Below are 11,887 nucleotides of genomic sequence, written 5' to 3' on the forward strand. Positions count from 1 at the left end.
AGCTCCCATCAGTAGTGATACCACTTCACTTCCAGCATCACTTCGTTCACTGGCGAGGTCAGGTGGCTGAATTCACGCTGGGCTGTCAGGCGTAAACCGAGGTTGCGCGACAGTTCCCATTGTTGATTCAGGCTTAAGGTGCGGCGTATTTCACCGTTGGTGAAGTAATCGCCCTTGGCTTCCAGGCTCAGGTTGCCGATCGGGTTGCGCCACAGCACGCCGGTGTTAAAGCCCGCCGCAGGTGACACGAACGCCGCGAAGTCGTTGTTGTGCTCCACGCGCACGGTGCCGAGAGCAAAGCCCAGCACCTCGTCAGCCAGTTGCCAGGTGCCACCTGCGCCGCCGTTAACGTGGCTGACGAGGGTTTCATCGCCATGTTTGCCGAGCACGCGCTCCAGCCCGCCACCCACTTGCCAGGACCACGGTTTGAGCAAGTCATTGCGCGGGGTCAGGGAGCGGATGTTGGCCAGGTCCAACTGCTGGATTTGCCAGTGGTTGCCTTCGTACTGGCGCAGTTTGAGTTGCAGGATTTCGATTTGCGCGCCCAACGGGAAGCCCGGCGCGTTGTCGTTGAGGTCGTGGTAGGCCATGCGCAGGCCGTACTCGCCAAAAGCCTTGTCATCACGGCTGCCGACGCCCACTTGCCAGGTACGCGATTGGTGGCCGTTTTCTGGCAGCTCGGGTTTTTCGACATGCAGCTGCGGGGCCGGATTCTGGTTGATCGCGCGCAGCAGTTCAAAGCTGCGCTGCGAACGGTCGGTGTCTCGCTCCAGGCCGTTGGCGCGGTAGCGTTCAAGGCGATACGCCGCATCGATAATCAACGCCTGACGCGCGCCGGGCAGTGCCTTGAAATCCGGGTTTTGCAATTGTTTCTGATCCGCGCTGACCTGCAGCACCCATTGCTGTTCTTCAGGGTCGAGGGCTTTGGCCCGGTCCAGCAGCTCGCGCTCGCGGGACGGCCGGTATTCGATACTTTCGACCAGGCCTGCTTCCTTGACGGCCTTGACGGTGTCGGTGGGGATGGCGGTCAGCGGGAATTGGGTGGTCAGTTGCAGGCCGGGGCGCGCCACTTGCAGCAGCTCCAGCAAGCGATATGAGCAGTTTTCATCGAAGAAGAAGTAGTCGAACTGGATTTGTTTCAGCTCCCACACGTGCTCGACCATGCGCTGCGTTTCTTCGGGGGTCAGGTTGAGCCGGTATTCCCACAGGTCGCGGTTTTCAAGGCTGCGGTATTCCGACAGTTTTTCCTGATACGGCACCAGCGCGAACAGGCCCGGATAGCCACCGGCCAGCCCTTTCCAGGCATACAGGATGCTGTTGTCGGAGCCTTCAATGTAGGCGCCAAAGTTGATTGCATAGCTCAGCAACGCGGTCTTGTTGCTTTGCACGTCCGCCTGATCGATGCGCAGCAAGGTGTGACCGAACATCGATGAGGGGCTGTTGAGGTAGGCCGCCGGGAAAATCATGACCGTGCTGTGCGGGGCCACGTCTTTGAACCATTGCGTGAACTCCGCGCAGGGGGCTGGCGGCAGGTCGGTCAGGTTCAATTGGGCCTTGAGCCAGCGGGTGCGGGCTGGGTACACGCACTGCGGGTGTTTATCCCCAAGGCTCAACGGCGAATACAGCGCCTCGACGGTGGCACGCAGTTCAGCGTCCGGGTGTTGGGCGCCGTCGGGGGCGATGAAGAATTTGTCGTCGCTGACGTAACTGCGCCAGCCTCCGAGTGTGCGGGCTTCGTAATGCCCGAGGGAAATCCAGAAAGGGTCGTTGGCCAACTGCTGCACACGTTGATTGTCGATTTGGGGCGCGGCATATAACGGGGCGCAGGCACAGAGCGCCAGATAGGCAAGGCGTTTGAGCATGGTGGGCAACTGTTGTCAGGCAAAGAGAAATGAAGCGCAAGAATACCCGCTCCGAAAGGAGCGGGCAGGTCTCATTTACGCAGCAGTGGCGTATTTGGACAGGCGTGCGTCACTTTTCAGGACAGCCAGGGTGTTGTTGTGAACGTCATCGGCCGTCACGTCAGCTTTGCTGAAGATTTGCTGGAAGTGTTCGTGGGTGACAGCAGCAAAATGCTCGCGGTCTTCAGGGGCGACACCCAGTACCACCGCGTAGGTGGTCAGTGCTTCGCCGTTGCCTTTAGCCATGTCTTCGGACAGCTCGTTCATCATGCCATTCATGGCAATCCACGATTTACCGCCGTAGGTCAGCGCGTCTTTGGTGGTGCAACCGTTGGTACCGGACGTCATGCCGAAAGTGGCGTTGCCGGAGGTGCCGTTGGTGGTAGAGGCCAGGAAGTGGGCCGGTGTGCCGCGCTGGCCTTCAAACAGCATGTTGCCCCAACCGCAGTTTGGGCCGCCTGGTGCTTGAGCCATGGCATTGAGGGAAACAACAGTGAAGAGAGTACCGAGAAGAATCCGTTTCATAGCTTTGTTCTCTATGTGTGTGCAACCAATGGACAAGGGTGTCTGGCCCTGAAGCGCCAGTACGGGCCAGTTATGACTTCCGGCCGCGTAACACCTTGGAGTCTAGGCACGTTCTGCAGGTTCCGTTATTTTTTGCAAAACAATCATTGATCGAGCGCAGTTTAATCCCGCAAATACAGGGCCTCGGGAATTCGCGCATCGTGCGCCTTGCCAGTGGCGTACGGCCAGCGCCAGAATGCTGCCATCTGCCCCGCCCGATGTAAGGAAGCCCGATGCCTGATTCTGTTGCTGCCAGCTTGCGTCTAGCGCCTGACGCGCTGACCCGTCCGTTTTCCGCTGAACAGTTCAGCTTCTCTACCACCAATGATCTGGAGCCTTTTCGCGGCATTCTCGGCCAGGAGCGTGCGGTCGAAGCCTTGCAGTTTGGCGTGGCCATGCCGCGTCCGGGATACAACGTGTTTGTCATGGGCGAGCCCGGCACCGGGCGTTTTTCGTTCGTCAAGCGTTACCTCAAGGCTGAAGGCAAGCGCCTGAAGTCGCCCAGCGACTGGGTGTACGTCAATAATTTCGATGACCCGCGTGAACCGCGGGCGCTGGAGTTGCCGGCCAGTGGTGCCGGTGCGTTCATCGCGGACATCAATGGATTGATCGATAACTTGCTGGCGACCTTCCCGGCGGTGTTCGAACACCCGACGTACCAACAGCGCAAAAGCGCCATCGACCGGGGTTTCAACCAGCGGTATGACCGGGCGCTGGACGTGATCGAGCGCCTGGCGCTGGAGAAAGGCGTGGCGCTGTACCGCGACAGCAGCAACGTCGCCTTCACGCCGATGAGCGATGGCAAGGCGCTGGATGAAGCCGAGTTTTCGCAGTTGCCCGAAGAAGAACGCGAGCGTTTTCACGAAGACATTTCGCAGCTCGAAGAGCGTCTTAACGAAGAGCTGGCGAGCCTGCCGCAATGGAAGCGCGAGTCCAACAACCAGTTGCGTCACCTGAACGAAGAAACCATCACCCTGGCGCTGCAACCGTTGCTGGCGCCGCTGTCGCAGAAGTACGCCGAGAACGGTGCGGTATGCGGTTATTTGCAGGCCATGCAGGTGTATCTGCTCAAAACCGTGGTCGAGCAGTTGGTCGACGACAGCAAGACCGATGCGCAGGCGCGCAAGCTGCTCGAAGAGCAATACCTGCCAAGCCTGGTGGTCGGTCAGCCGATGAGCGGCGGCGCCCCGGTGGTGTTTGAGCCGCACCCGACCTACGACAACCTGTTTGGTCGTATTGAATACAGCACCGATCAGGGCGCGCTCTACACCACCTACCGCCAGTTGCGGCCGGGTGCGTTGCACCGTGCCAATGGCGGTTTTTTGATTCTTGAAGCGGAGAAGATGCTCAGTGAGCCGTTCGTGTGGGATGCGCTCAAGCGCGCGCTGCAATCGCGCAAGCTGAAAATGGAGTCGCCGCTGGGTGAAATGGGCCGCCTGGCGACCGTGACGCTGACCCCGCAAGTGATCCCGTTGCAGGTCAAGGTCATCATCATTGGTGCCCGTCAGCTGTATTACACGCTGCAAGACCTCGACCCGGACTTCCAGGAGATGTTCCGCGTGCTGGTGGACTTCGACGAAGACATCCCGATGGTCGACGAAAGCCTTGAGCAGTTTGCACAGCTGTTGACCACGCGCACGTCTGAAGAAGGCATGGCGCCACTGACGGCCGATGCGGTTGCGCGACTGGCCACCTACAGCGCGCGGCTGGCGGAGCATCAGGGGCGGTTGTCGGCTCGTATCGGTGATCTGTTCCAGTTGGTCAGCGAGGCGGATTTCATCCGTCATCTGGCCAACGATGAAATGACCGACGCCGGGCACATCGAACGTGCGCTCAAGGCCAAGGCCACCCGCACCGGGCGTGTGTCGGCGCGGATTCTCGATGACATGCTGGCAGGCATCATCCTGATCGACACCGATGGCGCCGCTGTCGGCAAATGCAATGGCCTGACCGTGCTGGAAGTGGGGGATTCAGCGTTCGGCGTGCCGGCGCGGATTTCGGCCACGGTGTACCCGGGCGGCAGCGGAATTGTCGACATCGAACGCGAAGTCAACCTCGGGCAGCCGATTCACTCCAAGGGCGTGATGATCTTGACCGGCTACCTGGGCAGTCGTTATGCCCAGGAATTCCCGCTGGCGATTTCGGCCAGCATCGCCCTGGAGCAGTCCTACGGCTACGTGGACGGCGACAGTGCTTCGCTGGGCGAGGCTTGCACGTTGATTTCCGCGCTGTCCAAAACGCCGCTCAAGCAGTGTTTTGCAATCACCGGCTCCATCAACCAATTCGGTGAAGTGCAGGCGGTGGGCGGGGTCAACGAGAAGATCGAAGGGTTCTTCCGTCTGTGCGAGGCCCGCGGGCTGACCGGCGAGCAGGGTGCGATCATCCCTCAAGCCAACGTTGCCACCTTGATGCTGGATGAGAAAGTGTTGCAGGCCGTGCGCGAAGGCAAGTTCCACGTGTACGCGGTGCGTCAAGCGGATGAAGCCCTGAGCTTGCTGGTGGGCGAGCCTGCAGGCGAGCCGGACGCTGAAGGTCAGTTCCCGGAGGGCAGCGTCAATGCGCGGGTGGTCGAACGCCTGCGGGTGATTGCAGAGATGATCAGCGATGAAGATCTCAAAGAGGCGGAAAAAGAACTGATCGCTGAAACCCTGGCGGCTAAAAAAACCGTGTAACGCCCTTTGCGGTGGTGACGCGTTTTACCTTCCGTTGGTCACGGCGCCTTGGCGGGCGCCGTTTTTCTTCTATTCTCAGCACATGGACCTCCACTGTCGTCACTGGAACGATGCAGCCCGTTGTGTGCGGCTGAATACAGGAACCACCGAGGGTCGCCGCCATGTCGCGCAACCTTTGTCTTACCCGCCGCTGCCTGGGGCTGGTCACGCGTATCGAGTGCAGCGTACGCCCCTTGGCAGGCGGCACCGGTATGTGGACGTTGCTGTTCGCTGCCGGACTGGCGGGCGAGCAGCCCACCACGATCAAGTCCCAGGGCCCGTTCCCCGGCCCGAGCGCGGCCGAAACCATCCTTGAATCCATTGTCGAAAGCCTGACCCTGCACGGCTATGAGCTGGCGGATGATCCGCAGATCTGGTGCCTGCATGTGCAGGCCCAGCTACGGCAAATCAACGGCGCGCGCTGTCACGCGTCTCGCTGATCGCAGGCTTCAGTGGGGCGGATTGACCTCCGGCACCTTGTCGAGCTTGACCTCAAAGCCGTATTCCACGGGGGTAAGGTCGGTGCGGGCATAGCTTTCCAATTGGGTCGGCTGGCCATAGAAGTAATGCACGTCAAACAGCGCAGGGCCTTCTGCCTCTGCGCTGTGGCTCACGGCTAGCACTTCCTTCAGGTAGTTGCCGGTGGCGTCCTTGGCGTAGAAGCGCCAAGCATCCGACGGGAACGCCTTTTGATCGACTATCAGTGCGTTGCCCTTGAGCTCCAGCCCTGTGGGCAGGTGCTCTATGTTCAGCACCTGCTTGTCGACTGCGGCGATGTACATCGGCATCGAACCAATGGCGTAGGCCGGGGTTTCCGGGAACAAGTTCAGGTCGTAGGTGATGACGCCAGTGTGCGGGTCGACATCGAAGGCTTCTTCCGGCAGCTCCAGCGGCTCGCTGCGTTTGCCACTTTCATCTTCGGCAAAGAACGTGACCGGGGCTTCGGAGGCGTCGGGCAGCAGGCCGACCAACTCGTCATTAAACGTAGCGGGGTGGCTGAACTCCAGCGTCGCGGCGCTGGCGTCGTCAATGGACTGGTTGATGGTTACGGTCTTTTTGAAGCGCTCAGGGTCGAGGTTGGCGTTTTTCAGGTACGCAGGCGCTTGGTCGTCGTACACCACGACCGATAGCGGCAGAGGCTGAACCTCTTTGCTGATCACGGTTTTATCGAGCCGACGTACCGGCAGGTCGAGGGCTTTGCGGGTCACTGTGGCGCTGGAGAAGTCCATGACGCTGATGTCCAGCGTGTCGACAGTGCCGTTGAAGTACACCTTGCTGTAGTGGTTGGGGTGTTTTTGCTCGAAGGCTTTTTCTTCGTCTGCCAACTGTCGTTCGAAGGCTTCGCTCCAGGCGGTTTGCTTGAGCATCTCGGCCAGCTGTTGCTGGTAAAACGCCAATTGCTCGGCATTTTCGTTGATCGAGCCTGCGCGCGAGAGGAATTGGCCTGATTGATCGCGGGCCTGAATGATCAAGGGGTTCAGTTCGGTGTCCCCCACAGCCTCGGCGGGCGCGGCGCTGTTGTGGATCTCGACTTCAGCGAAATTTTTGCCCAGCGCTAACAGGGTCACGCTGATGGTGCCATCGGTCCGTGTCTGGCCCACGTCTTTGTCGTTGAGCTTGAAATGCACGACGTTGCCCGGCGCAATGACTTCTACCTTGCCATGCAGCATCACCGGTTGCGGCTGCTGGCTGTTTTGGGTCTCAACGCCGTCGATGTAAGGGTAGGTGACGGTCAGGTCGTCCGGGTTGCTCAAGTTGGCGCTCGAAGGGCTTAGCTGAATGCCGGGATCGGTTTCGGACCACTCGGGCTGGAACGGCACCTCTTGTTTATTGCTCAAGGTGACGGATTGCCATTCCAGAGCGTGGGGGAACGGGAATTCGGAGGCGCTGTTGATCGGGAAGGGGAACACCGGCTCCAGATCGGTCAGGTAGTCGGAACTGGCATTTTTACGCAGGACAAACAGGCCATTGATGTAGGTGTCCGTCAGCGCCTGAATGCTGGGGTAGTGGTTGAGCAGTGCCAGATCGTCTGTGGTGTATTCGGTTTCAATCGGCTTGTCTTGCAGCTTGAGCCGCGCCCGCTCCAGCAACAGCAGCGACCCGCCAAGGTCGGCGACGGCATCTTTGAGTGGCTGGTCTTTGATGGTGTCCAGGTTCTGTTCGAATTGGGCGGTTCTTTCTTCCAGGCTGGCGAGCGGGTGTTGGTCATCCGGTGAGCAGCCTCCCGTGGCGAGCAGCGCCAATGAGAGTCCGAGACCAGCCAAGGGGAATCGCAGATCCATTCTTCAGGTTTCCTGTCCGTAAACGATGCCGAGTAGGTGGACACTAGCAGAAAAAGTTTTTACAGACTGTGTCCGGGGCTTTATCTCTAGTGAATTCCCGCTGATATACTCGCGCCCATTTTTTCACTTCCTGTGAGTTTCAATGGAACGCTTTATCGAAAATGCAATGTACGCGTCGCGCTGGATTCTGGCGCCGATCTATTTTGGTTTGTCGCTGGGCCTGCTGGCGCTGGCGTTGAAGTTCTTCCAGGAAGTGTTTCACGTAATTCCGAACGTGTTTGCGCTATCTGAGTCGGACTTGATCCTGGTCATTCTGTCGCTGATCGACATGGCACTGGTGGGTGGCCTGCTGGTCATGGTCATGATTTCGGGTTACGAGAACTTCGTTTCGCAACTGGACATCGACGAGCACAAAGAGAAGCTCAGCTGGTTGGGCACGATGGATTCCACGTCGCTGAAAATGAAAGTCGCGGCCTCGATTGTGGCGATCTCTTCGATTCACCTGCTGCGGGTGTTCATGGATGCGCGCAATATCGAGCCTCAGTACCTGATGTGGTACGTGATTATCCACATGACATTTGTGATCTCGGCATTTGCCATGGGGTATCTGGACAAGATCACCAAGCATTGAGGCCGGGCGCCGGTAGCGCCTGCACAACGCGGGCTGCGAAGGCTTTGGGGGCTGTGTTAGTCTGCTCGCCCTTTTTTGGTTCAGGGCGTTCGGGTCAGTCGTTCAGTTGACTGGCCTGCAGCGCCCCACAGCGGAGCAGTGTTATGTCCGAAGTAAATCTGTCGACCGACGAAACCCGCGTCAGCTACGGCATTGGCCGTCAGTTGGGCGACCAACTGCGCGACAACCCGCCGCCGGGCGTTAGCCTGGATGCCATTCTGGCAGGCCTGACCGACGCGTTCGCCGGTAAAGAAAGCCGTGTTGGCCAGGAAGAAATGTCCGCCAGCTTCAAAGTGATCCGCGAGATCATGCAAGCTGAAGCGGCTGCCAAGGCAGAAGCCGCAGCGGGCGAAGGCAAGGCTTTCCTGGCTGAAAACGCGAAGAAAGACGGCATCACCACCCTGGCGTCCGGCCTGCAATTCGAAGTGGTGACAGCAGGTGAAGGCGCCAAGCCATCCCGTGAAGACACCGTGCGTGTTCACTACCACGGCACTCTGATTGACGGCACTGTGTTCGATAGCTCTTACGAGCGTGGCCAGCCTGCCGAGTTCCCGGTTGGTGGCGTGATCGCTGGTTGGACTGAAGCCCTGCAATTGATGAACGCCGGCAGCAAATGGCGCATCTACGTGCCGAGCGAACTGGCTTACGGCGCCCAAGGCGTTGGCAGCATCGCACCGCACAGCGTGCTGGTATTCGACGTTGAGCTGCTGGACGTTCTGTAAGAACGCCACGGTTTAGCGGTAATGACGGGTTGTTGGCCAGCCCGTCATTACGCGTTTGGCTTCATAGTTCTAGTTTGGCCTGGTGCTCATGGGTGTCAGCCGAGCCGACAGGGCGCAACGCCCGGGCGTAACAGAATAGAAACAAGTTTCGCACCAACTCTTTAAGCACTCCCGGCTCGCTTGAGTTAAGTCCTGAAAAGTCCAGGTCGCCCTGATCCTGCAATTCAGTCAGCGCGTCTTCTTCCAGTACGGCACACACTTCCCCGGTTTCCCGATGCAGGATTCGCAGGTACGGGTGTGGTCGGTCCAGCCAAGCGTCTATTAAATAAGTCATGGGTGTCATCTCCTTGATGGATATCAATGAGAATAATTCTTATTCAATTAATAGCAAGTGCCTATTGGCGGATTTCCGGTTTTTCTGCGAAGAGGTTGCTACCGGTCAAAGTGGCTGGCGCTTTGATATCGCGTCTTGAACCAGGCAGTGGCAGGGGAGGAAGCGGGATAGGGAGCAGAGCGGGGAAACAACACCTTCCTGCGCCAGGCGCAGGAAGGAAAGGCGCAGAAATCAGACTTTACGTACGAACTCGGACTTGAGCTTCATCGGGCCGATGCCGTCGATTTTGCAGTCGATGTCGTGATCGCCATCGCACAAGCGGATGTTCTTGACCTTGGTGCCGACTTTGACCACCAGCGAGGTGCCTTTGATTTTCAGGTCCTTGATCACGGTGATGGTGTCGCCATCGTTCAGGACAGTGCCAGCGGAGTCTTTGTAGACTTTTACGTCGCTGTCGACTTCCGCTTCAGCGTTGGCAGACCACTCATGGGCGCATTCCGGGCAGACCAGCTGTACGCCGTCTTCGTAGGTGTATTCGGAATTGCATTTCGGGCAGGGTGGCAAAGTGCTCACTTGCGCTCCTTAAAAGTCAGGATGGCTAAAAGGCACGCATTGTATAGGGTTTTGTCGGCGGGCGGGGAAAGTGCGGGGGATGCGCTTGGCGTCACTGCCCAAGACCCTCGTGTGAAGGCCTTGGGAGCGGGAGCGGCTGACGCGGGGTGTGGATCAGTGTGTGCGGGCGACCGCGAATTCGCTCAGTTCGACCAGCGCGTCGCGGTATTCGCTCGGCGGCAGGGCTTCAAGGCAAACAATGGCGCGGGCAACGAAGTCGCGGGCCAGTTGTGCGGTGTATTCCAGCGAGCCGGAGGCTTCAACCGCGTCGCGGATGCTTTCCAGGTCTTCAATGCCACCTTTCTGAATGGCTTGACGAACCAGTGCCGCTTGTTCCGGCGTGCCCTCGCGCATGGTGTAGATCAAGGGCAGCGTCGGCTTGCCTTCAGCCAGGTCGTCACCCACGTTCTTGCCCAAGGTTTCGGCGTCGCCGCGGTAGTCGAGCAGGTCGTCCACCAACTGAAATGCCACGCCCAAGTGATCGCCGAACATGCGCAATGCTTCGCTTTGTTCGGGTGTTGCACCGGCCAGAGCCGCGGCACTGTGGGTCGAGGCCTCGAAGAGCATCGCGGTTTTGCCGCGGATGACTTCCATGTAGGTTTCTTCCGTGGTGCTGGCGTCGCGCACTTTTGACAGTTGCAGCACTTCGCCTTCGGCAATGATGCGGGTCGCTTGCGACAGGATCTTCATCACCGGCATCGAGCCCAGCTCAACCATCATTTCGAAGGAGCGCGAGTACAGGAAGTCGCCCACCAGTACGCTCGGCGCGTTGCCCCACGTCGCATTGGCGGTCTTGCGGCCACGGCGCATGCCGGACATGTCCACCACGTCGTCGTGCAGCAGGGTGGCGGTGTGCAGGAACTCGATGGTTGCCGCCAGCAGGCGCAAGTCATCGCCTTCGCGGCCCAGCGCTTTGCCACAGAGCAACACTAATAAAGGACGCAGGCGTTTACCGCCGGCCGAAGTAATGTAGTCGCCGATTTTTGAGACCAGCGGTACGCGTGAAGTCAGCTGCTTCTTGATGATGCCGTCGACGGCGCTAAAATCGTCCGCCACCGCGCGGTAGAAAGCTTGGGGTTGCATCAGCGACAGGTGCTCCAGAAGGGTTGCGCGGCATGCTAGGTCGGGGGGGATGGCCTGTCAAGGCGCGATGGGCGGCCCCTTGCAACGTCCTCTTGCCTTGCGTACAATCGCGCACCCTGAACTTCCTGGGCAGCACCTGCCTTACGCAATTGCACTTGGGCCGTTCCAGCCCCATGCAGCCATGCCAGCCAATACCTTTACCTATAAAGCGCTGGGTGAGCAGGATTATCGGAGAAATACCATGTCGTATGCAGTAATCGTTACTGGTGGCAAGCAGTACAAAGTAGCTCCAGGTGAATACCTGAAGATCGAAAAACTGGAAATCGCTACCGGCGAATCCGTAACTTTTGATCGCGTTCTGTTGGTCGCCAATGGCGACGACGTGAACATCGGCGCTCCAGTTGTTCCTGGCGCCACTGTTGTGGCTGAAGTGATCTCCCAAGGTCGTCACGATAAAGTCCGCATCATCAAGTTCCGTCGTCGTAAGCACCACATGAAGCGTATGGGCCACCGCCAGTGGTACACCGAGATCAAAATCACCGGTATTCAGGCTTAATTTCAGCCTAATTCCTCACTAGGAGAATTGACTCATGGCACACAAAAAAGCTGGTGGTAGTACCCGTAACGGTCGCGACTCAGAAGCCAAACGCCTTGGCGTGAAGATGTATGGCGGCCAGGCTATCGTTCCAGGCAACATCATCGTGCGTCAGCGCGGTACCCAATTCCACGCTGGCTACGGCGTTGGTATGGGCAAAGATCACACCCTGTTCGCGAAAGTGGAAGGCGTGATCAAGTTCCAGGTTAAAGGCGCCTTCGGTCGTCGCTATGTAAGCATCGTTCCGAAGACTGAAGTCGTCGCAGCGTAATAGCTTGGTAGCTGGAAGAGCCCTGTCTTGCGACGGGGCTTTTTCGTTTGTGGGATGAGTCTCTTGCAAAACTGTTTGTATGGGCTGCTGGCGCTGGATTTAACGGTCGTTGATTGAGGTCGCTGCGCTCATTTTTGCAAGA

Annotated in this window: 12 protein-coding genes; 6 read left to right on the forward strand and 6 right to left on the reverse strand. The window is 58.7% G+C overall.

Features of this window, described 5'->3' with window-relative positions:
• Window positions 1-8 precede the first annotated feature (8 nt).
• Window positions 9-1,862, reverse strand: a complete 1,854-nt coding sequence (locus IF654_RS04140) for an Lnb N-terminal periplasmic domain-containing protein (RefSeq protein WP_095007549.1) — start codon at window positions 1,860-1,862, stop codon at window positions 9-11.
• Window positions 1,863-1,937: 75 nt separating this feature from the next.
• On the reverse strand, window positions 1,938-2,426 hold the full coding sequence (locus tag IF654_RS04145; protein WP_019411892.1) for a DUF3015 domain-containing protein: 489 nt from the start codon (window positions 2,424-2,426) through the stop codon (window positions 1,938-1,940).
• A gap of 272 nt (window positions 2,427-2,698) precedes the next feature.
• On the opposite strand from IF654_RS04145, the gene IF654_RS04150 reads away from it, so the two are divergent.
• A complete protein-coding gene (locus tag IF654_RS04150) occupies window positions 2,699-5,137 on the forward strand; it encodes a Lon protease family protein (protein WP_047279041.1) in 2,439 nt (812 codons plus the stop codon).
• A 161-nt stretch (window positions 5,138-5,298) separates the two neighbouring features.
• Entirely contained in the window at window positions 5,299-5,616 is a 318-nt protein-coding gene (locus tag IF654_RS04155; RefSeq protein WP_047273579.1) for a PA4575 family protein, read from the forward strand.
• A gap of 9 nt (window positions 5,617-5,625) precedes the next feature.
• Here the strand turns inward: IF654_RS04155 and IF654_RS04160 are convergent, their stop codons facing one another.
• On the reverse strand, window positions 5,626-7,458 hold the full coding sequence (locus IF654_RS04160) for a hypothetical protein (RefSeq protein WP_047281329.1): 1,833 nt from the start codon (window positions 7,456-7,458) through the stop codon (window positions 5,626-5,628).
• Window positions 7,459-7,600: 142 nt separating this feature from the next.
• Between IF654_RS04160 and IF654_RS04165 the strand changes: the two genes are divergently transcribed.
• Together IF654_RS04165 and IF654_RS04170 are read left to right on the forward strand one after the other, a co-directional pair.
• Window positions 7,601-8,089, forward strand: a complete 489-nt coding sequence (locus tag IF654_RS04165) for a TIGR00645 family protein (protein WP_047273583.1) — start codon at window positions 7,601-7,603, stop codon at window positions 8,087-8,089.
• A 143-nt stretch (window positions 8,090-8,232) separates the two neighbouring features.
• Window positions 8,233-8,850, forward strand: a complete 618-nt coding sequence (locus tag IF654_RS04170) for an FKBP-type peptidyl-prolyl cis-trans isomerase (protein WP_047273586.1) — start codon at window positions 8,233-8,235, stop codon at window positions 8,848-8,850.
• Between the two features lie 61 nt (window positions 8,851-8,911).
• Here IF654_RS04170 and IF654_RS04175 read toward each other — a convergent pair whose 3' ends face one another.
• The 3 genes from IF654_RS04175 to IF654_RS04185 all read right to left on the reverse strand — a co-directional run bounded on the left by IF654_RS04175 (window position 8,912) and on the right by IF654_RS04185 (window position 10,879).
• Complete coding sequence (locus tag IF654_RS04175; protein ID WP_047273588.1) at window positions 8,912-9,184, reverse strand: PA4570 family protein; 273 nt, start codon at window positions 9,182-9,184, stop codon at window positions 8,912-8,914.
• Between the two features lie 231 nt (window positions 9,185-9,415).
• Window positions 9,416-9,757: a zinc ribbon domain-containing protein YjdM gene (locus IF654_RS04180; RefSeq protein WP_047273590.1), complete on the reverse strand. Its 342-nt coding sequence runs from the start codon at window positions 9,755-9,757 to the stop codon at window positions 9,416-9,418.
• A gap of 153 nt (window positions 9,758-9,910) precedes the next feature.
• The gene (locus tag IF654_RS04185; RefSeq protein WP_047273592.1) at window positions 9,911-10,879 is read right to left on the reverse strand and encodes a polyprenyl synthetase family protein; all 969 of its coding nucleotides are present in this window, start codon (window positions 10,877-10,879) and stop codon (window positions 9,911-9,913) included.
• Between the two features lie 241 nt (window positions 10,880-11,120).
• Between IF654_RS04185 and rplU the strand changes: the two genes are divergently transcribed.
• Entirely contained in the window at window positions 11,121-11,435 is a 315-nt protein-coding gene (rplU, locus tag IF654_RS04190; RefSeq protein WP_007901869.1) for a 50S ribosomal protein L21, read from the forward strand.
• 34 nt (window positions 11,436-11,469) lie between these two features.
• On the forward strand, window positions 11,470-11,745 hold the full coding sequence (rpmA, locus tag IF654_RS04195; RefSeq protein WP_047273595.1) for a 50S ribosomal protein L27: 276 nt from the start codon (window positions 11,470-11,472) through the stop codon (window positions 11,743-11,745).
• Window positions 11,746-11,887: the final 142 nt, after the last annotated feature.

Source organism: Pseudomonas lundensis, assembly GCF_015377145.2.
GTDB classification, from domain to species: domain Bacteria; phylum Pseudomonadota; class Gammaproteobacteria; order Pseudomonadales; family Pseudomonadaceae; genus Aquipseudomonas; species Aquipseudomonas lundensis.

Excerpts from the sequence above, each read along its gene's own strand:
- IF654_RS04140 (WP_095007549.1), bottom strand. The coding sequence starts at position 1,862 with ATGCTCAAACGCCTTGCCTATCTGGCGCTCTGTGCCTGCGCCCCGTTA.
- IF654_RS04145 (WP_019411892.1), bottom strand. The coding sequence starts at position 2,426 with ATGAAACGGATTCTTCTCGGTACTCTCTTCACTGTTGTTTCCCTCAAT.
- IF654_RS04150 (WP_047279041.1), top strand. The coding sequence starts at position 2,699 with ATGCCTGATTCTGTTGCTGCCAGCTTGCGTCTAGCGCCTGACGCGCTG.
- IF654_RS04155 (WP_047273579.1), top strand. The coding sequence starts at position 5,299 with ATGTCGCGCAACCTTTGTCTTACCCGCCGCTGCCTGGGGCTGGTCACG.
- IF654_RS04160 (WP_047281329.1), bottom strand. The coding sequence starts at position 7,458 with ATGGATCTGCGATTCCCCTTGGCTGGTCTCGGACTCTCATTGGCGCTG.
- IF654_RS04165 (WP_047273583.1), top strand. The coding sequence starts at position 7,601 with ATGGAACGCTTTATCGAAAATGCAATGTACGCGTCGCGCTGGATTCTG.
- IF654_RS04170 (WP_047273586.1), top strand. The coding sequence starts at position 8,233 with ATGTCCGAAGTAAATCTGTCGACCGACGAAACCCGCGTCAGCTACGGC.
- IF654_RS04175 (WP_047273588.1), bottom strand. The coding sequence starts at position 9,184 with ATGACTTATTTAATAGACGCTTGGCTGGACCGACCACACCCGTACCTG.
- IF654_RS04185 (WP_047273592.1), bottom strand. The coding sequence starts at position 10,879 with ATGCAACCCCAAGCTTTCTACCGCGCGGTGGCGGACGATTTTAGCGCC.
- rplU (WP_007901869.1), top strand. The coding sequence starts at position 11,121 with ATGTCGTATGCAGTAATCGTTACTGGTGGCAAGCAGTACAAAGTAGCT.
- rpmA (WP_047273595.1), top strand. The coding sequence starts at position 11,470 with ATGGCACACAAAAAAGCTGGTGGTAGTACCCGTAACGGTCGCGACTCA.